The 21,263-nt window shown below is 69.6% G+C and carries 18 protein-coding genes; 5 read left to right on the plus strand and 13 right to left on the minus strand.

Going from position 1 to position 21,263, the window contains the following annotated elements:
* The first annotated feature begins 71 nt into the window (after nucleotides 1-71).
* Together QN350_RS10905 and QN350_RS10910 are read left to right on the plus strand one after the other, a co-directional pair.
* Nucleotides 72-1,514, plus strand: coding sequence for a helix-turn-helix domain-containing protein (locus QN350_RS10905; protein ID WP_322138988.1), 1,443 nt, complete (start codon nucleotides 72-74; stop codon nucleotides 1,512-1,514).
* A 129-nt stretch (nucleotides 1,515-1,643) separates the two neighbouring features.
* Nucleotides 1,644-2,126 carry an Lrp/AsnC family transcriptional regulator gene (locus QN350_RS10910; protein WP_322138987.1) on the plus strand — a complete coding sequence of 161 codons (483 nt, stop codon included), beginning with the start codon at nucleotides 1,644-1,646 and terminating at the stop codon, nucleotides 2,124-2,126.
* A gap of 5 nt (nucleotides 2,127-2,131) precedes the next feature.
* On the opposite strand, the gene QN350_RS10915 is transcribed toward QN350_RS10910, so the two are convergent.
* Both QN350_RS10915 and QN350_RS10920 read right to left on the minus strand, forming a co-directional pair.
* Entirely contained in the window at nucleotides 2,132-5,038 is a 2,907-nt protein-coding gene (locus QN350_RS10915) for an aminotransferase (protein WP_323516363.1), read from the minus strand.
* A gap of 283 nt (nucleotides 5,039-5,321) precedes the next feature.
* Nucleotides 5,322-5,951, minus strand: coding sequence for a TetR/AcrR family transcriptional regulator (locus QN350_RS10920; protein ID WP_322138985.1), 630 nt, complete (start codon nucleotides 5,949-5,951; stop codon nucleotides 5,322-5,324).
* 112 nt (nucleotides 5,952-6,063) lie between these two features.
* Here QN350_RS10920 and QN350_RS10925 point away from each other — a divergent pair, with 112 nt between their 5' ends.
* The 3 genes from QN350_RS10925 (at nucleotide 6,064) to QN350_RS10935 (ending at nucleotide 10,343) form a co-directional block, all read left to right on the plus strand.
* Complete coding sequence (locus QN350_RS10925; protein WP_416173058.1) at nucleotides 6,064-7,101, plus strand: nitrilase-related carbon-nitrogen hydrolase; 1,038 nt, start codon at nucleotides 6,064-6,066, stop codon at nucleotides 7,099-7,101.
* Nucleotides 7,098-8,153, plus strand: a complete 1,056-nt coding sequence (locus QN350_RS10930; RefSeq protein WP_323516366.1) for an agmatine deiminase family protein — start codon at nucleotides 7,098-7,100, stop codon at nucleotides 8,151-8,153. Before QN350_RS10925 ends, QN350_RS10930 begins: the two co-directional genes overlap by 4 nt.
* 393 nt (nucleotides 8,154-8,546) lie before the next feature.
* Nucleotides 8,547-10,343 carry a hypothetical protein gene (locus QN350_RS10935; protein WP_322138982.1) on the plus strand — a complete coding sequence of 599 codons (1,797 nt, stop codon included), beginning with the start codon at nucleotides 8,547-8,549 and terminating at the stop codon, nucleotides 10,341-10,343.
* Nucleotides 10,344-10,356: 13 nt separating this feature from the next.
* Here QN350_RS10935 and QN350_RS10940 read toward each other — a convergent pair whose 3' ends face one another.
* The 11 genes from QN350_RS10940 to dacB form a co-directional block, all read right to left on the minus strand.
* Nucleotides 10,357-11,175, minus strand: coding sequence for an SDR family NAD(P)-dependent oxidoreductase (locus QN350_RS10940; protein ID WP_322138981.1), 819 nt, complete (start codon nucleotides 11,173-11,175; stop codon nucleotides 10,357-10,359).
* Between the two features lies 1 nt (nucleotide 11,176).
* Nucleotides 11,177-12,364 carry a thiolase family protein gene (locus QN350_RS10945; protein ID WP_322138980.1) on the minus strand — a complete coding sequence of 396 codons (1,188 nt, stop codon included), beginning with the start codon at nucleotides 12,362-12,364 and terminating at the stop codon, nucleotides 11,177-11,179.
* Between the two features lie 195 nt (nucleotides 12,365-12,559).
* Nucleotides 12,560-13,357: a TrmH family RNA methyltransferase gene (locus QN350_RS10950; protein WP_281534006.1), complete on the minus strand. Its 798-nt coding sequence runs from the start codon at nucleotides 13,355-13,357 to the stop codon at nucleotides 12,560-12,562.
* Nucleotides 13,358-13,491: 134 nt separating this feature from the next.
* The gene (locus QN350_RS10955; RefSeq protein WP_323516368.1) at nucleotides 13,492-14,967 is read right to left on the minus strand and encodes an NAD-dependent succinate-semialdehyde dehydrogenase; all 1,476 of its coding nucleotides are present in this window, start codon (nucleotides 14,965-14,967) and stop codon (nucleotides 13,492-13,494) included.
* A gap of 64 nt (nucleotides 14,968-15,031) precedes the next feature.
* Nucleotides 15,032-16,069 carry an anti-sigma factor gene (locus QN350_RS10960; RefSeq protein ID WP_323516370.1) on the minus strand — a complete coding sequence of 346 codons (1,038 nt, stop codon included), beginning with the start codon at nucleotides 16,067-16,069 and terminating at the stop codon, nucleotides 15,032-15,034.
* Nucleotides 16,056-16,616, minus strand: coding sequence for an RNA polymerase sigma factor (locus QN350_RS10965; protein WP_323516373.1), 561 nt, complete (start codon nucleotides 16,614-16,616; stop codon nucleotides 16,056-16,058). Before QN350_RS10965 ends, QN350_RS10960 begins: the two co-directional genes overlap by 14 nt.
* A 124-nt stretch (nucleotides 16,617-16,740) precedes the next feature.
* Entirely contained in the window at nucleotides 16,741-17,463 is a 723-nt protein-coding gene (locus tag QN350_RS10970) for a class F sortase (protein ID WP_322138976.1), read from the minus strand.
* A gap of 28 nt (nucleotides 17,464-17,491) precedes the next feature.
* Nucleotides 17,492-18,349 (minus strand): DUF4397 domain-containing protein, encoded by an 858-nt coding sequence (locus QN350_RS10975; protein WP_322138975.1) that lies wholly within the window; start codon nucleotides 18,347-18,349, stop codon nucleotides 17,492-17,494.
* A gap of 211 nt (nucleotides 18,350-18,560) precedes the next feature.
* Complete coding sequence (locus tag QN350_RS10980) at nucleotides 18,561-19,280, minus strand: DUF4397 domain-containing protein (RefSeq protein ID WP_281534001.1); 720 nt, start codon at nucleotides 19,278-19,280, stop codon at nucleotides 18,561-18,563.
* A 98-nt stretch (nucleotides 19,281-19,378) separates the two neighbouring features.
* Nucleotides 19,379-19,978, minus strand: coding sequence for an isochorismatase family protein (locus QN350_RS10985; RefSeq protein WP_322138974.1), 600 nt, complete (start codon nucleotides 19,976-19,978; stop codon nucleotides 19,379-19,381).
* A 42-nt stretch (nucleotides 19,979-20,020) separates the two neighbouring features.
* A partial coding sequence (gene dacB, locus QN350_RS10990) for a D-alanyl-D-alanine carboxypeptidase/D-alanyl-D-alanine-endopeptidase (protein ID WP_323516375.1) occupies nucleotides 20,021-21,263 on the minus strand: 1,243 nt, incomplete at its 5' end.

Consider the following 21,263-nt stretch of genomic DNA (forward strand, 5'->3'; position numbering starts at 1 on the left):
TGCGCGCGATTTCCCCTCCCGGATCAAAAAACTCTTGTTAAGAATCGTGCTTCTTTAGATATTGTTAAGGAATGCCAACTCGAGCCTCCGACCTCGTCACCCTGGGCCTGCGCATCCGCCACTATCGCGGCGAGCGCGGCCTCACCCTCGACCAGCTCGGCGAGCAGGTCGGGCTCGCGGGCAGCCAGCTGTCGCTCATCGAAAACGGCAGGCGGGAGCCGAAATTGTCGATCCTGCAGGACGTCGCGACCGTGCTCGGCGTTCCGATCGCCGACCTGCTCAACGGCGAGGCGCCGAACCGGCGGGCCGCCCTCGAGATCGAGCTCGCGCGGGCGCAGAAGAACCCGCTCTACGGCGCGCTCGGCCTGCCAGAGGTCAAGGTCACCAAGGGCATGCCGGTCGCGGCCCTCGAGTCGCTGATCGGGTTGCATCGTGAGCTGGCGCGGAGGGCGAGCGAGGCGATCGCGACGCCGGAAGAGGCCAGGCGGGCGAACACCGAGCTGCGCGAGCTCATGCGCGAGCAGAACAACTACATGCCCGACATCGAGCAGCTCGCCGAGGACCGGGTGCGGGCATCCGGCCACGTCTCCGGTGCGCTCACGCACCGCGAGGTGAGCGTGATGGCCGAACAGCTCGGCTTCAGCCTCATCTATGTCAACGACCTGCCGAACTCGACCCGCTCGGTGACCGATCTCGTCAATCACCGGATCTACCTCCCGCCGGCGTCGATCCCCGGCGGCCACGGGCTGCGGTCGATGGCGCTCCAGGCGATGGGACACCGGCTGCTCGGGCACGAACGCCCGGCGAGCTACGCCGAGTTCCTGTGGCAGAGGCTGCAGATCAACTACTTCGCCGCCGCGTGCCTGATGCCGCCCGCCGCATCCGTAGCCTTCCTCGCGCGCGCGAAACGCGAGCGCGAGCTCTCGGTCGAGGACTTCCGCGACGCCTTCGGCGTGACCCACGAGGCCGCGGCCCTCCGACTGACCAACCTCGCGACCTCGCACCTGGACATGCCGCTGCATTTCCTCCGGGTCACCGGAGACGGTGCCCTGCAGAAGGGCTACGAGAACGACGGGCTACCGCTGCCGGTCGATGTCACGGGTTCGATCGAGGGCCAGTTCGTCTGCAAGCAGTGGAGTGCCCGCAGCGCCTTCACCCACACCAACCGCACGACCGAGTTCTACCAGTACACCGACACACCGGCGGGCACCTTCTGGTCGGCCACGCAGACCGGGGCGGCGGATGGCGGTGAGTTCTCGATCAGCGTCGGGGTGCCGTTCGTGCACGCCAAGTGGTTCCGCGGCCGCGAGACCGTGCAGCGAGCCGTGTCGCGCTGCCCGGACGAGTCCTGCTGCCGCCGGCCGGCGTCCGACCTGGCCGCGCACTGGGCCGGCCACGCCTGGCCGAGCGCCCGCCTGCACGCGCACGTGCTCTCCCCCTTGCCGAGCGGCACCTTCCCGGGCGTCGACGACACCGAGGTCTACGAGTTCCTCGAGGCCCACGCCGCCCCCTGAGCCGCGCAGCGTCCCGAAACCGCCCTGGGCACCATGGGAGATGTCTCGCACCTGAGGATGTCTCCGCTCACGCAGCAGAGCGACGGACGCGCTACCGTCGTACGAGACGTTCGTACGATAGGGGAATCCATGGCAGACAACGACGCCGAAGCGGTGCTGCCCGACGATGGGCTCGATGCGATCGATCGGTCTCTGATCGTCGCTCTCCAGACCGATGGACGGATGACGTACGCGGAGTTGGGCGCCCAGGTCGGACTCTCGGCCGGCGGGGCTCGTCTTCGTGTGCGCCGGCTCGAGGAACGTGAGATCGTCCAGGTCGTCGGGGTCACCGACCCGCTCAAGCTGGGGTACGAGCGAATGGCGATGCTGCACCTGTCGGTTGAGGGCGACGTGCACGCGGTCGCTGACGCAATCGGCGCCCTGGAAGGGGTGATCTATCTGGTCATCGGTGCGGGCTCATACGACCTGCTCGTCGAGGTCATCGCCGTCAACGCTGACGCACTCCTCGAATTGATCAACGGGCGCATCCGCACGATCCCGGGAGTCTCGCGCTGTGAGACGTTCTCGTATTACAACATCCACACCCATCGATTCACGTGGGGTACCAGATAGCCGGTTCAGCGCCTGCTCCGTGAGGACAGGACCCGATCGAGTGCCTCGACAAAGAAGTCGACGCTCTCGGTCGTGATGTTCAGCGGCGGCTTGATTTTGAGGACGTTCTTGTAATCTCCGGTCGGCTGGACAATGCAGCCCTCACGCAGCAACTCCTCGCAGATCTCGGACGCTTCCACTGAGGCCGGTTCGAGGGTATCGAGGTCACGGACAAGCTCGACGCCCAGATAGAGGCCCAATCCGTGCACGGCGCCGATGATGTCGTGCCGGCCCTGCAGCGTGAGGAGCTTGGCTTTCAGGTCGCCTCCGACAGTGCGCGCGTTCTCCTGCAGGCCTTCCTCGTGGAGGATGTCGAGCACGGTCAGTCCAACGACGCAGCTGACTGGGCTTCCACCGGCGGAGGAGAACATGCTGCCCTCCTCGGCGAATTTCTCGGCGATGTCACGCCGTGTGATCACGGCGCCGAGTGGCTGACCATTGCCCATGCCCTTGGCAATCGTGATGATGTCCGGTGTGACCCCCTGCTGTTCGACCCCCCAGAAATACTCTCCGAGGCGACCGTATCCGACCTGCACCTCGTCGGAAATGGTGAGTCCGCCTCTGGATCTCACCTTCTCGAAAACGCCGGCCAGGTATCCGTCCGGCAAGAGCACTCCACCGGCATTTCCGAAGACCGGTTCCCCGATGAAGGCCGCAAGACCAGTTCCTGCGTCATCGAGCACTCCGAGTTGGGCTTCGAGATCGTCCAGGTATCGGGAGGCTGAATCGGCGCCGCGGTATGTGCCGCGGAAGGGGTGGGGCGCATCGATGACGTGCACCCAGTCCGGCCGGGTTTCCAGGGCACGGGGGTTGTCTCCGATGGAGGATGAGACGGCGTCGGCTCCCACTGTCCAGCCGTGGTACGCCTCCTGGAAGGCGAGGACGGCATCCTTCCCGGTGTAGGTCTTCGCCAACCGCAGCGCGAGATCGACGGCTTCGCTGCCGCTGTTCACGAGGAAGACGGTGTCCAGACCGTCTGGAGCCAGGGCCACGAGCCGTTCCGTGAAACGCGGCAATGCGCTGTAGTTGAAACGGGAGTTGGTGTTCAGCAGCGACCATTGATTGCTCACGGCTGTGACCAACCGGGGATGCGCGTGTCCGGTCAATGCGACGTTATTCACCAGGTCGAGATAGCACTGAGCGTGCACGTCGATGAGGTGTTCCCGCCACCCGCGTTCAATCTCCGGGGGCTCCGTGTAGTAGTGCTCCTGGACTTCGGCGAATGTCGAAATACGCCGCTCGAGAACGTCCCCGGACAGCAGTTCCGGTGCAGCAAGGTCGATGCCGAGAAGCGGGGAGGGGTCGGGGCAGACACGCTGCCAGATCTCGGCTTCAGCAGGAGTAGCGAAGAAGGCTGGGCGGATGCCCGCTACCCGTGACAGTTGGACCCTGACGTGGACGGGAGCTTCGGGCCGTGCCGTGCCCGCGCGTGCCGCGCCGATGCGCTGTCCTGCGCTGACGCGACCCGCTGCCAGGGGGTCGAGTCCGAAGAGCCAGATCTCGAACCCGCTCGCTTCCAGCACCAGTGCGTCACCGTCGATGCGCACGGCGCCGTCGACCGGTGCCGAGAAGACCGTTCCGGGTGCAGTCACTACCTCGACGCCGAGCGCCAGCGTCGCGGTTTCCCCGGTGTAGTGCAGCTTCGCGCGCGTCAGCCGGTACTCGCCGTAGCGCGTGACGGCGGTGCCTGACACTCGGAAGACCTCGGCGGCGAGGGCGGCCTCGGAATCGTGGCGCATCCAGATCCCGTTGCTGAGTTCCGGGTTGGTGACGGAGAAGTCAAGGACGGACAGCGGGGCGGCCTGGAGGAGGAGGGCGTCGGGGCGTTCGATGACGCTGCGCCGATCGAGGCGCACGCGAGCTCTGATCAACGCGCACATCTGCTGGGCGTCAAGGCCCTCAGCCGCTTCGAATGCGATCCATTCGTGCTCACGATTCTCTGATGCATAGTGGTTCGCGTCGTCAACGGCGACCTGCTGCTCGCCGCTGACCACGAGGACGCAGGTTCTGAGGACGATGAGGCCCCAGAGTGCAGCGAGCTCGTCGTCGGTCAACGGCGTATGCGTGACGAACGCGGCGATCGTCTCGAGGATGATCAACGGTGTTCGCGGGTTGTGGTGAAGAATGGATGCGCAGGTGACAGCCAGTTCGGCGACGACCCAGCTGTCGGCGATGTCGCCGAAGTCGATGACACCGAGCGTGCTGCCGTGCCGGGTGACGACGTTGTCATCGGTGATGTCACCGTGGATGGGCTGCGAGCGAAGTTTGTCGCTGAGCGGTTGCAGCGCCGCCTGTGCTTGTGCCGCGGCCTCTCGAACGCGCTCACGGCGAACAGGGTCCGGCACGTGCGGCAGATACATCTGCACGACCTGCGTCGCGATCCGGAGGTTCCATTGGGTGACTCGCTCGGTGCCAGGGTGGACGAATTGTTCGAGGGAAGCGGCGAGACGGCCGGCAGTGTGGCCCAGGGAGCGGGCTTCCGCGACTGAGAGAGCACCGCGACTGGTGAGCGCATCCCCTTCGACGAAGCTCAGGAGTCGGACGTGGAGGTCGACGTCGCCGACATGAACGATCCGGATCGCGGCTCCGTCGCGTGACGGGACGCTTCGAGGAACGTCGATTCCGGCCAGGCTCACACGTTCGGCAGCAGCATCCTGGGCCCCGAGCTCCTGGGCGGAGAACGCTGGATTGGAGAATTTGAGGAGCCAGCGCGTCTCGCCGTCATCGATGAGGAAATTGCGGTCCTGTTGACTTCCCAGTTCGGTGATGTCTCCGGTCACGTGAAAGAGGTCCCTGGCGACGGCTGTCGCGTCGTGTTCCGTCACGGAGGGCCTGGGGAGAGAGGGAGTGGAGAAGAAGTTGTAGTTCGTCATTGTGGTGTTTCAGCCGATCCGTGTGAATGTGGGCGAACTCGTCGGCGGCGAATAGTACGACTTCGCGACCGTGGGCTGGTGTCTTGATCCGGCGAAGGGAGGGTCAATCTATGGCCTCAGTATTTCACAAATATCACTGAATTAGTCAATATGATGACTAATCATTAGTCCCTGGCTCATGCGCATGACTTTTGCATACCGTAAGCGCCAAAGGTCGGCGCGTCATCGAGGCGGATGCGACGGGCGGGCTCCGGCGGGGGCGACGGTCAGGCGGCCGCGACGGTCAGACGGACGCAGGGGCGAGCGCACCGGCCGGGAGGCCGAGTTCGTGCTCGGTGACCGTGCGCACGAGGTCGCGCTGGCCGCGGGCGTCGCCGTAACGCACGACGGCGTGGGCGTTGATCCCGTCGATGATCGCGAGCAGCTGCCAGGCCAGGGCGCCGCTGTCGGCGACGGCGAACTCGCCGCGCGCACAGCCCCGGTTCAGGAGGGCCACCAGGAACGCCTGCCAGGCATCCATTTGCACACCGACCTCACGGGCCAGGGCGAGATTACGGCGCCCGACGCTCCAGGCGTCGAGCCACACGGTGGTCACAGTGCTGCGGTCGGGGCCCAGGAGCGTGTCGATCAGCGCGCGGAGCGCCTCGACGGAACTCGGGAGCGCGGACAGCTCCCGGGTGATCTCGGCGAGCTCGGCACCGGCGATCGCGCCGAAGGTCGTCGCGACGAGGCCCTCCGTGCTCGGTTCGTAGTGGCTGACGAGGGCGGGCGTGACGCCGATGCGGGCCGCGATCGCGCGCAAGGTGATGGCGTCGAGACCGTCGTAGCGGGCGATCTCGCGGGCCGTGCGCGCGATCTCGGCGGCGCGCTCAGGGCCGGACTTGCGCTTGGCGCGGCTCGGAAGGGTTGACATCGCACCTCAGTGTATATAGTTTTGCCTCGGGCTTATTGATCAAGTGATCAACTGGCTCACTTTCCTTCCTTCGACCGCCGTTCCCGGCACCCCAGGAGACGCCTTGCAGCTCATCATCGCCCCCGCCGCCCCGCCGCTGACCCGGGTCGCCGGCACCGCACCCGCCGCCGGCACTTCGCCTGCCCACACCGCTGAGGCCCCCGCCGGTCCGCTCCGGGTCGCCCTCGTGCAGCACCGCTGGCACGCGGACGAGGATGTCCTCCGCGCCGAACTCGCGGAGGGCATCCGCCTGGCTGCCGGGGCCGGCGCCCGGATCGTCTTCCTCCCGGAGTTGACCCTCCGCAAGTACCCGGGCAACCGGCGCGCGACCGGCGTGCCCAAGCTCGACGCCGAGGACCTGCTGACCGGGCCGACGTTCGTCTTCGCCGCCGAACAGGCCCGCGCGCACGGCGTCGTCGTGCACGCCTCGCTGTTCGAACGGCCCGATGCGGCTGACCAGCCCGGCGACCCGCGCGGTTACAACACCGCGATCATCGTCTCCCCCACTGGCGAGCTGCTCGGCCGCACCCGCAAGCTGCACATCCCGGTGACCGAGGGCTACTACGAGGACACCTACTTCCGCCCGGGCCCGCCGGAGGACGCCTACCCCGTCTATGCCCCCGCCGAGCTGGGTGGCGCCCGCATCGGCTTGCCGACGTGCTGGGACGAGTGGTTTCCCGAGGTCTCGCGCCTCTACGGCCTCGCGGGGGCGCAGCTCCTCGCCTACCCGACCGCGATCGGCTCCGAACCGGGCTTCCCCGTTTTCGACACCCAGCCGATCTGGCAGCACGTCATCGTCGGCAACGGCATCACGAGCGGTCTGTTCATGGTCGTCCCCAACCGCTGGGGCGACGAGGGCGACCTGACCTTCTACGGTTCCTCGTTCATCTCCGATCCCTATGGACGGATGCTGGTCCAGGCCCCCCGGGACGACTCGGCCGTGCTTGTGGCCGACCTCGATCTCGCCCAGCGGGCCGAGTGGCTGACCCTGTTCCCGTTCCTGGGCACGCGCCGGCCCGACAGCTACGGACGCCTGACCGCCCCGGTCGAGCCGGGACATCCGTTCGGTGGGGACGCCGACTCGAGCGCGAGCGCGGCGACTCGCGCATGACCTGGCGGATGCCCGCGGAGACCGCGGCACAGGAGCGGGTCTGGATGGCGTTCCCCTCCGACGGCTACACGCTCGGCGACACGGCGGCCGAGGCGGAGGAGGCGCGCAGCACCTGGGCTGCCGTCGCACACGCTGTGCTCGATTTCGAGCCGGTGACCATGGTCGTCGACCCCGGTGGGAGCGCCGGCGGGACCGGCGCACCCGACGCGCGGGCAACCGCCGCCCAGCACCTCTCCGCCGGCGTCGACGTGCTCGAGGCCCCGCTCGACGACGCCTGGATGCGCGACATCGGGCCGACCTTCGTGCTCGATCCGGCCGGGCGGCTCGGCGCGGTCGACTGGATCTTCAACGGCTGGGGCGGCCAGGACTGGGCGAGCTGGGACAGGGACGCCGGCATCGCCTCCCTCGTGACCCGGGCGGCCGGGGCGATCCCGGTGTCCTCCCTGCTCGTCAACGAGGGCGGCGGCATCCAGGTCGACGGGACGGGCACCGTCATCATCACCGACACCGTGCAGCTCGACCCGGGCCGGAACCCGCACGTCACCCGGGCCAGGGTCGAGGCCGAACTCGCCCGCACGATCGGGGCGACGCACGCCATCTGGCTGCCGCGTGGCCTCACCCGCGACCAGGCCCGCTTCGGCACCCGCGGGCACGTCGACATCGTCGCCGCGATCCCTGCGCCCGGCACGCTCCTCGTGCACGCCCAGAATGACCCGGCGCATCCCGACTACACCGTGACCCGGGAATTGCGCGCGGTGCTCGCTGCGTCGACGGATGCCGCCGGCCGGCCGTGGACGATCATCGACCTGCCCGCGCCCGCCCGGCTCTCGGACGCCGAGGGCTTCGTCGACTACAGCTATGTGAACCACCTCGTGGTCAACGGCGGAGTCATCGCGTGCGGCTTCGGTGAGCCCCAGGCGGATGCCGCGGCCCGGTCGATCCTCGAGGACGCCTACCCGGGGCGAAAAGTCGTGACCGTCGACGCGCGGCCGCTCTTCGCCCGCGGCGGAGGCATCCACTGCATCACCCAGCAGCAGCCCGCGACGGCTTAACCCGCCGCAATGTCTGGCGGTGAGGCTGTCGGCGCAGCTAGGGTATGTGTGGGCGCGTGATTTCCCCCCTGTTCTGGGGTCATTCGCACGGCCGACCACACCCATCTATTACTACGTAACCATTCGTCGGAAGGTCTGTCGTTCGCCCCAGCGGCTGATTCGATTTTCCAGACGGTGTCGGACCCCTCGTGGCGCTGCCCGCGGACCGGTCCCCTCCGTTCGACTGCCGACTTCACGGTCACGAAACCTCGGTCGGCTGAGCACCCCGACGAAGAGGTGACGTCGAAGCGAGAAACGCGGACCCGCCGTGACCCACCCGACACCCGATACACCTGTACCCGATGCCTTAGACCGGCCCGTGAACCACGCCGCCGAACGAGCGGGAGATCTCGCGTGAGCGCCGCTGGCGACTTCCGCGACGTCGAACGTGAGGCCCTGCTGCGGCGCAGCCAGCGGTCCGCCGTACGCACGGCCGCGAAGACTCTGCCGCCCGCACGAGTGAGCCAGCCCGCGACCGGATCCTCACCCGTCGTCCGGCTCGGGCGCAGCGCGGCGATCACCTTCAACCCGGCGCTCCTGAGCATCGCCGAACGGAGCCGGTTCAGCCGGCACATGAACGCCCGGGTGTCGCCCGGGAAGGGCGTACTCTCCAACGCTGAGTACTACGCGCAACAGGCGTTCGTCGACGTCGGCCAGATCTCGGTGCCCACGGTGAGCGGCCGGGACAACGTGAACTGGGTGCTCAAGCGGGGCGACGGCAGCACCGTGGTGGTCCCCGACTTCGTGGCACGGGCCGTCCAACCCCGGGACACCGGGTACGCGGGCACGGGTGCGGCTTCCGCGCCTGTGACCGCACCCGTTGCTGGGCCGCTTGCCCTTCTGCCGGCCGCGGTCCAGGCCACGTCGCCGGTCACCACGCCGCTCGGTGGCGAGCTGCCTGTTGCCGCCCAGCTCGCCGGCGCGCTGTCGATTGCCGCACCGCAGTTTGCCGCGCCACCGGTGGCTGCACCGCTGGCGCGACCCGACGCATCCGCTGCGGCTCTGGCTCTGGCCCTTGCCGCCGCCGCAGAGACCGCGATCGCTCAAGCGGTAGCGGCGCAGGCCGCCGCCGTGCAGGCGGACGCGGCGCAGGTTGAGACGGCACAGGCAGCCGCCGAGCAAACCGCTGCGGCACAAGCAGCAGCACACCGAGCGGCCGAGCAGGCCCAGGCGGCGCAGGCTGCCGCCACGCACACCGCTGCGGAGCAGTCCGCACGGACGCACGCAGCCTCGGCACGAGCCGCAGCCGCGCACGCTGCCGCACAGGTCGCGTCCGAGCGGGCCACCGCCGCGCAAGCAGCTGCCACCCAAGCCGCCAAGCAGGCCGCGGCCGAGCAGGTAGCCGGCGCTCAGGCAGCCGCCAGACAAGCCGCCGCGGAGCGGTCGGCCGCGGAGCAGGCCCTACGGTCGCAAGCCTTTGCTGCCCAGGCCGCCGCAGAAGCCGCCGCCGAGCAGGCAGCAACCGCGACGGCACAAGCCGCAGCATACGCATCCGCCCAGGCGATTCAGGTGCCGCTACACGTGCCCGTGGCCGGCCCGTCGCGACTGCCCGCGCCGCCGGAGCCGGAACCACCGGCGACGGTGCGGTCCGCAGCCGAGTCCGCCGCACGTGTCGCAGCACAGCGCGCACCCCAGGCTCCCCTGACCAGGTCGACACGCCCGCCGCTGGCGCCCGCGCCCGGCGGACCGGTCGTGGCGAACTACGTCGGCACGGTCACGGGCTCGCAGATGCTGCGCGCCGAGCGCGACCGGGCCGGGGAGATCCTGGCCCGGGCTACCGAGCTGCGGGTGAAGACCGGCCAGAAGAGCACCGGACCCAACTATCGCGCCGCCCTCATTTCCGAGAACCGGGCGCGCACGAAGTTCTTCGAGTTGAATGCCCAGACCGAGCAGGCAACCGCCCGCGAGGCGCGCGTCGAGTATGCCGCTCTGCTCAGTGCGCTGACCGAGGGCACCGAAAACCACCGGCTCGAGTACGAAGCACAGCTCACCGCGCTGCTCTCCGGCGTCGCCCTGACGCCCCTGACGGAAAGGATCGCGGCCGCAGAGGTGATCGTGCACCGCCAGGACGAGATCGCCGCGCTCGCGACGGATTCCGCCGAGCGCTGGGCCGCAGACTCCCCGCGGCGGAAGGTCAACCACACCGAGTAGCCGACCGTGCGGCTCAGCGGGGCGGCATCCGGATTCCGCCGTCAAGCCGGATCGTCTCCCCGTTGAGCATCGGGTTCTCCACGATGTGACGCACGAGCGCGGCGAACTCGCTGGGGTCCCCGAGCCGCGCCGGGTGCGGAACCTGCGCGGCGAGCGACTCGCGCACTGCAGCAGGCATGCCCTGCAGCATCGCGGTGTCGAAGACGCCGGGCGCGATCGACACGACCCGGATCAGCGAGCGCGCGAACTCCCGGGCGAGCGGCAGGGTCATCGCCGCGACCCCGCCCTTCGAGGCCGCATAGGCCGCCTGCCCGACCTGCCCGTCGAAGGCGGCGACGGATGCCGTCGTCACGATCACGCCCCTTTCGGCGGTTCCGCCTCCCCCGGCACCACTACCGGAACTGGAGCCGAGGCCGATGCCCAGCGCGTCGATCGGCTCGGCGGCGAGCATCGCGGCCGCCGCGAGCCGGATCACATTGAAGGTGCCGGTGAGGTTCACGCGGAGGACCCGCTCGAAATCGTCGAGCGGGAGCGGGCCGTCCCGCCCGACGGTCCGTTCCGCCGGGGCGATTCCCGCGCAGGTCACGACGATTCGCAGCGGCGCCATCGACACCGCCGCCTCGACGGCGCTGTGTACGTCGCCCGCGCTCGTGACATCGCCGGCGACGAAACGCGTGCGTTCGCCGAGGGCGGCGACGATCGCGGCACCCGGCGCCCCGGGCAGGTCGAGGAGCACGACCGCCGCCCCGGCTGCGTGCAGCGCGGTGGCCGTGGCCAGGCCGAGGCCGGAGGCGGCCCCGGTCACGAGCGCGGAGCATCCGTCGATGCGCATGTCAGAGCCTTTCGATGATCATCGCATTGGCCATGCCGCCGCCCTCGCACATGGTCTGCAGGCCGAACCGGCCGCCGGTGCGCTCGAGGGTGCCGAGCAGGGTGCCGAGCAGCAGGGTTCCGGACGAGCCGAGAGCGTGGCCGAGGGCGATCGCGCCGCCGTCCGGGTTGAGCCGGGCGGGGTCGGCGTCGAATTCGCGTGCCCAGACCAGCGGGACGCAGGCGAAGGCCTCGTTGACCTCGTAGGCGTCGAGGTCGTCGAGGTCGAGGCCGGAGCGGGCAAGGATGCGGCGGGTCGCCGGGATCACGCCGGTGAGCATCAGCAGGGGGTCGCTCCCGGCGATCGCAAAGCTGTCGAACCGCGCTCGCGGGGTGCAGCCGAGCTCGGCGGCGCGCGCGGCGCTCATGATCAGCACCGCGGAGGCACCGTCGGTGAGCGGGGAGGAGTTGCCGGCGGTGGTGTGCCACTCGAGGTCGGGGAACCGGGCGGCGAGGTCCGGCGTGCGGAACGCGGGCGGCAAGGCGGCCAGGGTGTCCATCGTGGTGCCGGGGCGGATGGTCTCGTCGTCGGTGACGACGGTGCCGTCCGCCAACCGGACCGGCACGAGGCCGCGCGCGACATCACCGCGGTCGCGCGCTTCGGCGGCCAACCAGTGCGAGCGGACCGCGTAGTCGTCGAGCTCCGTACGGGTCAGGCCCCAGCGGCGGGTGATCAGCTCCGCGGACACGCCCTGGCCGACCAGGCCGTTCGGGTAGCGCTTGTGCAGGAGCGGCCCCGACGGGTCCTGCCCCGAAAGCAGCGAGGAGCCCAGCGGCACCCGGCTCATCGACTCGACGCCGCACGCGATCACGATGTCGTAGCTGCCGGCGATGACGCCCTGGGCGGCGAAGGTCGCCGCCTGCTGGCTGGACCCGCACTGCCGGTCGATCGTCGTGCCCGGCACCGACTCCGGGAATCCCGCGCTGAGCAGTGCGGTTCGGGTCACGTTATAGCCCTGCTCGCCCGCCTGCGTGACGCAGCCGCCGATCACGTCGTCGACGAGCGCGGGGTCGAGGTCGTTCCGGCGGACCAGCTCGGCGAGCACCCCGGCGAGCAGGTCCGCCGGGTGCACCCCCGACAGCGCGCCATTCGGCTTGCCCCGCCCGGACGGGGTGCGCACGACATCGATGATCACGGCCTCGTTGCTCATGCCGACAGCCTAGGCCTGTCGGTGCCGCGCCGCCGGGGACCGCGGGCGTCGGTGGCTACCTTAGGGGCTAACTCAGGAAGTTCGCTCTCACGCCCGACGGAGACAGCACTGGTCCGCGGGTCGCCGGGGTCACCGACGGCATTATTCCTGAGTTAGCCCCCGATGGCCGGGCCAGGGGCGGATGCGCGGCGCGGGTCAGGCGGAGAGCGCCCACATCGCGACGGCACTGGCCGCGGCGACGTTGAGGGAGTCGATGCCGTGCTTCATCGGGATCTGCACGACGCTGTCCGAGGCGGCGAGGGCGTCCTCGGTGAGGCCCTCGCCCTCTGCACCGAGCAGCAGGGCGAGCTTCTCGTGATCGCGGCCGTCGAAGTCGCGCAGGCTGACGGCATCCGCCCGGAGGGCGAGCGCGGCGACGTGGAAGCCGTGCCGCGACAGCAGGGCGCGGGTATCCGCCCAGTCCCCGACGCGGGTCCACGGCACCTGCAGCACCGTGCCCATCGAGACCCGGATGGCCCGGCGGTAGAACGGGTCGGAGCAGCGCGGGGTGACGAGGATCGCATCCGCCCCGATCGCGCCGGCGGAGCGGAAGATCGCGCCGACGTTGGTGGGGTCCGACACGTTCTCGAGAATGACGATGCGGCGGGCGCCCGCGAGCAGGGTGTCGGCGTCGGGCAGGGCGGGCCGGTTCATCGCCGCGATCACGCCGCGGTGCAGGATGTAGCCCGTCAGTTCCGCGAGGAGGTCGCCGGGCCCGACGAACACCGGAACGTCGTCGCCGACGAGCGCCCTGGCCTCGTCGGCCGTGTTGCCGAGCGCGAGCACGGAGCGGGGCCGGTGGCCGGCCCGGAGCGCTCGCTCGAGCACGAGCGCCGACTCGGCGATATACACGCCGTGCTCGCTGCCGCGCGCCTTCTTGAGGGCGACGTCGGTGACGTGGGCGTAGTCGACGAGCCTCGGGTCGTCGAGGTCCGTGATCTCGATGACGGGCATCCGTTCAGTCTACGAGCCGGGTCGTGGGCATAACTCCTGCACATTCCAGTGCGGGCCACCCGGCTACCGCGGAAAGACGCGGGAGCCACGACGGCCGGACAGAATCTGCAGGAGTTATGCCAAACCGAGGAGGTCTAGTCGGCGAAGGGGTCCGGGGTCATCGTGTACTTGGTCGAGAGGTACTCCTGGATGCCCTCCGGACCACCCTCGCGGCCGAGGCCGGACTGCTTGACCCCGCCGAACGGCGCGGCCGCGTTCGAGATGACGCCGATGTTGAGCCCCATCATGCCGGTCTGGAGGCGTTCGACCATGCGCTGCCCGCGGGCAAGGTCCCGGGTGAAGACGTAGCTGACCAGCCCGAACTCGGTGTCGTTGGCAAGCCGTACGGCGTCGTCCTCCTCGTCGAAGGTCGCGATCGCGAGCACCGGCCCGAAGATCTCCTCGCGCAGGATATCGCTGCCCGGCGCGACCCCGGCCAGCACGGTCGGCTCGAAGAAGGTGCCGGCGCCTTCGATGGAGTCGCCGCCGGTGAGAAGCGTCGCGCCGCGCTCGAGGGCGTCCTGCACGAGGGTGGATGCCTTCTCCACGGCCCCGGCATTGATCAGCGGTCCGATGTTCACGCCCTCGGCGGTGCCGCGACCCACGACGAAGTCCTGGACCCGCGCGGTGACCCGGCGGGCGAACTCCTCGGCGACGGATGCCTGCACGATGAACCGGTTGGCGGCCGTGCAGGCCTGCCCGACGTTGCGGAACTTCGCCGCGATCGCGCCGTCGACGGCCTTGTCGAGGTCGGCGTCTGCGAAGACGATGAACGGCGCGTTGCCGCCGAGTTCCATCGAGGTGCGCAGCACGCCCTGGCCGGCCTGGCCGATCATGCGGCGGCCGACGGCCGTCGAGCCGGTGAAGCTGAGCTTGCGCAGCCGCGGGTCGGCGATGATCGGGTCGGACACCGCGCCGGAGCGCGAGGTGGTGATGACGTTGAGCACGCCGGCGGGGAGCCCCACCTCCGCGAGGAGCTTGGCGAAATACAGGGTCGTGAGCGGGGTCAGGGACGCCGGCTTCACGACGACGGTGCAGCCGGCGGCGAGCGCGGGGGCGATCTTGCGGGTGGCCATGGCGAGCGGGAAGTTCCAGGGCGTGATCAGGAAGCAGGGGCCGACGGGGTGCTGGGACATCAGCATCCGCCCGGTGCCCTCGGGGTTGGTGCCGTACCGGCCGCTGATGCGCACGGCCTCCTCGCTGAACCAGCGCAGGAATTCGCCGCCGTACGCGACCTCGCCGTAGGCCTCAGCGAGCGGTTTGCCCATCTCGATCGTCATCAGCAACGCGAATTCCTGTTTGCGCTCCTGCATCAGGTCGAAGGCCCGCCGCAGGATCTCGCCGCGGACCCGGGGCGGGGTTGCCGCCCAGCTGTCCTGGGCCTCGACGGCCGCATCGAGGGCCGCAGCACCGTCGGCGACCCCGGCGTCGGCGATCGAGGCGATGACGAGCCCGGTGGCCGGGTCGACGACGTCGAGGGTGGCCCCGTCACCTGCGGGCACCCACTCCCCGTTGATGAAGAGTTCCTTCGGAACCATCCGGAGAAGTTCGGCTTCGGTGACGTTCGTCATTGTGTCTCCCTGTCGCGTGTGTCTGCTGTTCTGCCTCATCCAGCCTATCCGCGGGCGGTCGCACTCACGTAGCGTGCAGTTCGCCGCGCACGATCGAATTTCCTGAGTGGGCCGGGTTTCCGTTGTCGGGCTCCGCAGAGACGTCGACGAGCGGGTACTGGGCGAGGTCGATGTCGTCGGGAATGTCGAAATGGCCGGTGTTGCCGTCGAGGAGGCCGATGCTGATCAGGCCGGAGGCATCCGCCTTGATCAGCCAGACCTCGCGGAGGGGAGCCGCCGCTGTGGCGACGGAGAGGCCGGTGAGGTCGACGACGACCTCGCGGTGCCCGCCGGGAGTGGCCTCGACCTCGGCGCTGCCGCTCGCCTGCCAGCCGGGGAACGGCGTGAGGCGGGCCTCGAAGGTGACGGGCGCTGTCGCGGGCTGCTGCATCGCGTCGATCCAGCGCGCCGCGACGAAACCGCCGAGGACCAGCACCACGGCCGCAGCCCCGGCGAGGAGGACCCGCACCCCCGTCCGGCGCCTGGCCGTCCTCCGTCGGCGCGGACGCATCGCAGCGGGCGAGTCGGACGCGGGCGGTCGCGTGGACGACGGGTCAGCGACAGCCGGGTCTCCGCCAGGTGTGGCGGTGGACTGCGGCATAACGGGCGGATGCGCGGCGGACGGCCGTACGACCGGCGGCTCCACGGTCGGCGGCTCCCCGGTGTCGATCCCGGCGTCGACAACGGAGTCGATCCCCGCATCGGTCCCGGAAACGGCCCCGCTGACGACACCGGCGGATGTCTCCCGCTCGCCCTCGAGGAGGTCGCCCACGTCGTCGCCGGCACCGGCAGCATCCGCCGGGCGCACGAAGTCGCGGAGCAGCGGCGACGCGCCGACGGCGGCACTGAGGCCGAGGGTCGCGTGAATGCCCGCCCACACAGCGGCGGACGGTTCGGTGAGGCTGACGTGCCGGGCAGACCGGCCGACCGCGGCGGTGTGCTGGAGCGAGATGAGTTCGAGCGCACACTGCGGACACTCGGCAAGATGCCCACGCTCCGCCTCGGTGAGGTCGAATTCGGCGAGGGCGATGAGCGCGAGGTCGTCGCGGTCAATATGCGTCATCATCGGCCTCCAATCGGGCTCGCAACCGGCCGAGACTTCGGCGGATATGGCTCTTGACGGTTCCCAGCGGCAAATCGAGCATCGCGGCGATCTGCGCGTGGGTGAGGTCAGCATAGAAGGCAAGTTGCATGACACGCTGCGGAACCGGGGCGAGCCGCTGCAACTCCTCCGCGAACATCACCCTGTCGGCGACGTCGACCGAGTCATCGACGGACGTCGTGCGCAGTTCGCCCGCGACGGCCTGCTCCATCCGGCGCCGCCGGGAACGGGCCTCGTGAGTGTCGGCGACGGTGTGGCGGGTGATGCCCACGATCCAGGCGGGCAGCCGAGCCCGGGCGGGATCGTAATTGTCCCTGCCACGCCAGGCGGCGATGAACACCGTCTGCGTCACGTCCTCTGCCTCGCCGGGATCTCCGAGCGAGCGCACAGCGATCGTGTAGACGAGCGATGACCAGCGCGCATAGGCCTCGGCGAGGGCGCGCTCGTCCCCGGCGCGGAACGCGGCGACGAGGCGCAGGTGGTCGACGTCATCGATGGGTACGGTCACGGGTGTGCGTCGCCTCCCGGCTGACAGGTCGGTGCTGGTGGTCGTGCGGCGCCCGGTCATCCGCAGCCCCTGTCGGGTGCGGATGGCGCAGCTCCGTCGGCGACAGCATAGCCAGACCTGGTCATCAGGGAACCGGCGTCGCGGAAACGATCACGTTCGAGAGATACCGCCTCGCGGTGTAGTCGAATTCACCGCCGCACGTGACGAGGGTGAGCCGGGCAGGCCCGGTCCGGTCGAAGATCGTCGGCCACGGCACGTCGGGCTTGAGCGTGAGAGCGACGGAGGCGACGCTGTAGCGCCGCTCGGAGCCGTCGGCCAGGGAGAGCACGATCTCGGTTCCCGCCGGCGCGCTGGCGAGCCGGGAGAACGGGCCGATGTCGTACTCGAGCGAGTCGACGTGCGCCGCGATCACCGTCGCGCCCGCCGCACTCGCGGGGGCCGGCCCGAACTTGTACCAGGCGGCAATGGCCGGGTTCTTCGGCAGCCCCATGCCGCCGCTGTCCCCGAGCCCGACGGCTTCGATCCCCATGTCGATCCCGAGAGCCCCGATCCTGATCCGCACCGGCGCGACAAGCTCCGGCTCCGCGGCCTGCACCGAGCGGATGTCGGCGCTCGCCCCGGTGAGGAGCGGCACCGCCGGCGGCGTCGCGGTCGGAGACGGCGTTGTCGACGGCGGTGCGAGCGAAGGCGTGGACGGTGACGTCGCGGGGGGCCGCGTCCACGCGGCCGCGAGGGTTGACGCGTCGGGCGCGCTCACGCATCCGCTCAGCATCAGTGCCACCGCGACAACGCAGAGCAGGACAAGGGCCACGGTGAGCATCCCGATCTTGCCCGCCGTGGCCCTCATCGTTGTTCCTCAGTCCTGGCTCGCGCGCTTAGCGGCGCGCTCGGCGGAGTCCGAGGAAGGTGGCCGACCCGAGGCCGAGCAGCACGAGCACGCCGATGCCGCCGAGCCAGAGCGGGGTCTGGTCTGCAGGCCGGTTGGTCGCGACGAGTCCGGCCTCACCGGCGGGGATGCCGTTGGGGTCGGAGTTCATGCCCGAGACGGTCTGCACGGCGACCGCGAGGTTCTTGTCGGCGAGGCTGCCCCAGGCGTAGACGATCGTGTCGACACCCTCGGCCACCTTCACATCGGCCGGGCCGATCACGGGTGCCGTGGTGCCGGTGGCGGCGGCGACGGCCGAGATCGTTCCCGCGGGAATCACGAGTACCGACTCCTTCGGGTTGGACAGGTTCGAGATCGCGACCGCGCCGTTTGCCAGGACGTCGACGGCGGGTGCCGCGGCCACGTGGCGCACAACGAGACGGCCGGAACCTGCCGCGATCGTCGACGTGTCGTTGGTGAAGAGGGTGGCGGTGGGCTTCGCGTCCGCCCCGAGGTGCGCGACGGCGGTGTAGTTCATGCCCGCCTCGAGCTTCAGGTCGACCGGCCCGATCGCGGGCTTGCTCGCGTCCGTGGCATCGGAGGCGGTGATGGCGACCGTGTACGTGCCGGCGGCCAGGGCCAGGGGGCCGGCCATGTCGCCGGGCTTGAAGTTGTCGATTGTCAGCTTGTTGTTGACGTAGACGTCGACGGTGAGGCCGGGGACGCCGTGGAACACGGACAGTTGGGCATCTCCCGTTGCGGCGCTGGCGGGAGCGATACCGCCGAAGATGACGAGCGCTCCGATCGAAGCGGCCGTGAGGGAAGCGGTGAGTGAAGCTTTGAAACCAGGGCTGTGTGGTGTGTGCATCGTGTCCTCCTGCGTTGGGGGTGAACTGGTTCTTACCCCCACTTCCTGTTCAGGGGCCATTTCGGATGCAACGGCCGAAAAGAAATCCTCGAGGACGGTGAGCGACCGGCCGTGGACGGACGAAGACCGGCCCGCGCAGTGGGTGTCTGCGCAGGCCGGTCCGCTGGAGCCGGTAGCTGACTTGTCAGTGTCGACGATCAGTTCTGACGGGTCAGTGCCGGTGGCCCTTTTCGAGCTTGACGGTCTGTACGGCGAGCGCGAGCGTGCCGTCGGCGAGGCTGCCGTAGGCGTACACGATGGTGTTCGTGCGCTTCGTGATCGAGACATCCGCCGGCCCGAGCAGCGGGTCGGTCGTGCCTGTCGCGGCGACGGCCGCGGAGATCGTGCCGGTCGGGAGGGTGAGTTCGACCTCGTCGGGGTTGGTGAGGTCGGTGATCGCGGCGGCGCCGTCAGCGAGGATGTCGACAGACGGCGCAGCGGCAACGTGACGCACCGTCAGCCGGCCATTGCCCTTGCCGACCGAGTCGGGGTTGTTCGTGAACAGGGTCGCCGTCGGCTCCCCCGACTCGGTGAGGTGGGCGACGGCGGTGTAGTTGTCGCCGCTCTCGAGGGCGAGGTCGACCGGGCCGATCACCGGGTTGCTCGCGTCTGCGGCGTCGGCTGCGGTGATCGCGACCGAGTAGGTGCCGGGGTCGAGCGACAGCGTGTCCGAGAACGAGCCCGGCGTGAAGTCGTTGAGCGTGAGGGCTCCATCGACATAGACGTCGACGGTGATCCCCGGGATGCCGTGGAATACGGTGAGTTCTGCGGGCCCGTTGTCGCCGTGGCCGTGGCCGTGCCCGTGGCCGTCGTCCCCGGCGTAAGCCGGCCCGAATCCTGCGAGAGCGACGAGTACACCGGCTGCGGCGCCTACGGCGAGAATCTTGCGCATGGTTACCTCCTGCTTGTTGTGGTGACGGGAGGCAGCATTGCCTCCCACCCCCTCTTCAGGAGGAACCCCCTATCCGGATGCACCCAGTAACAAATCCGTTAGGCGGTCGCGAGGTCCTCGGCGGTGGTCAGGGTGGCACCGGCATAGGCGAGGGCGGCGAGGGCGGCAGCACTCGCGTCCGGGTCGACGCCGACCACGAGGTCGGTGAGCACGCGCACCCGTTGGCCGTGCTCGAGCGCATCGAGACCCGAGGCCCGCACACAGTGATCGGTCGCGATTCCGACGAGGTCGACATCCGTCACCGCATGCTCGATCAGCAACTCGGCCGTTCTCGAGCCCGACTCGTCGACGCCGGCGAAGATCGAGTACCCCGGTTCGCCCTGTCCCTTGCGGATGTGCACGGTCCCGGCGGGCAGCGCGAGGTCCCGGTGGTAGTCCGCACCTGCGGTGTCCGCGACGCAGTGCGCCGGCCAGGTGCCGGTGTAGTCGGGCTCCGCTCCGTCCGCGGCGAAGTGGCCGCCGTTGTCTCCCGCCGCAGTGTGCCAGTCGCGCGAGGCGAAGACGTAGTCGTAGTGCAGCGGATGCTCCGCCAACAGCCTGCTGATACCTGCGGCCACGGCCGCCCCGCCATCGACCCCCAGGGCGCCGCCCTCCGTGAAGTCGTTCTGCACGTCGATGATGAACAAGGCCCTGGCCACGGTGCTCCGTTCTGAGTTCTGCGCCTGCGCCTGCGCGAGGCGCTACGTGTTGGAGAGGTTGTTTCCGCAGCGATAGAACGCCGCCGTGATGGTGTCGATCGCCTGCTTCGCATTATCGCCCACATCACCGAGCGCGTAAACGGCGAAGGTGAGCGGGGTCCCGTCCGCGGCGTGGATGATGCCGGAGAGGGTGTATCCGGTGTCGATCCAGCCGGTCTTCGCGAACACGGAACCGTCGGCATCCGCGTTCTTGCCCGTGAACCGGTCACTGTAGGAGAGGGAGCCGGTCTTGCCGCCGGCGACGGGCAGGCCGTCGAAGATGACCCCGAGGTTGCCCTCGCGGGCGTTGATCTTGATGAAGAGCCGGGTCAGGTACGACGGCGGAACGGCATTGTTGTCGCTCAGGCCGGAGCCGTCGGCGATCACGATGCCCGTGGTGTCGACGCCGTAGGTCTGCAGCCCGGCGACCGTCGACTTCTGCAGGGCCGAGAAGGTGTTGCCCGCTCCGGACTTGACGGCGACGAGCCGGGCGAGCATCTCGGCGATGGTGTTGTCCGAGACGATCAGGGCCTGCTTGATCAGCGTGGACACCGGCTGCGACTGGACGGATGCGAGCTGGGTCGCCCCGGCCGGCGCCGTGCCACGGGTGACCGTGACAGTGCCGCCCAGCAGGTCGGCGAACGCGGACCCGGCGCGACCGATCGGGTCGCTGCTGCGGGCGGACGTGCTCTGCTTCGGGTTGTCCCTGTCGCCGTCGACCTGCAGGGCGGTGATTTCGGGCATGTACCCGTCGGAGAGTTCCTTGCGGTTCCAGCTGGGGTCCCACGCCGGGTCGCCGAACAGGGACGAGTCGAGCACGAGGGAGGTGATCGGCGTGTTCGCGGTCGCGGGGTCGGCCTGCCACGCCGCGACGGCCTGCGCGGCGAGCGTGTCGAGGTGTGCAGCGCCGGTATAGGTCGACTCGGTGCCGCTCGGCAGCCGGGAGAGGGTCAGGTCGCCGCCGCCGACGAGCACGAGTGAGCCGGGCTCTGCGCCTTTCACGACCGTCGTCGTCGCCCGGTAGTCGGGGCCGAGCACGCTCAGCGCCGCGGCGGAGGTGAGCACCTTGAGCACGCTCGCGGTGCGGGAGGGCGTACTGCCGCCCCGGTCGAAGAGGACCTCGCCCGTCGCCGCGTTCACGACCTGGGACTGGAAGCTGCCGAGGCGGGAGTCGGTGGACAGCGCGGCCACGGAACACGTGCGCAGGTGGCTCGCGGGGACGACCGTGCCGGGAACGGGGCGCACG

The organism is Cryobacterium sp. 10I5 (assembly GCF_035019865.1).
GTDB lineage: Bacteria > Actinomycetota > Actinomycetes > Actinomycetales > Microbacteriaceae > Cryobacterium > Cryobacterium breve_A.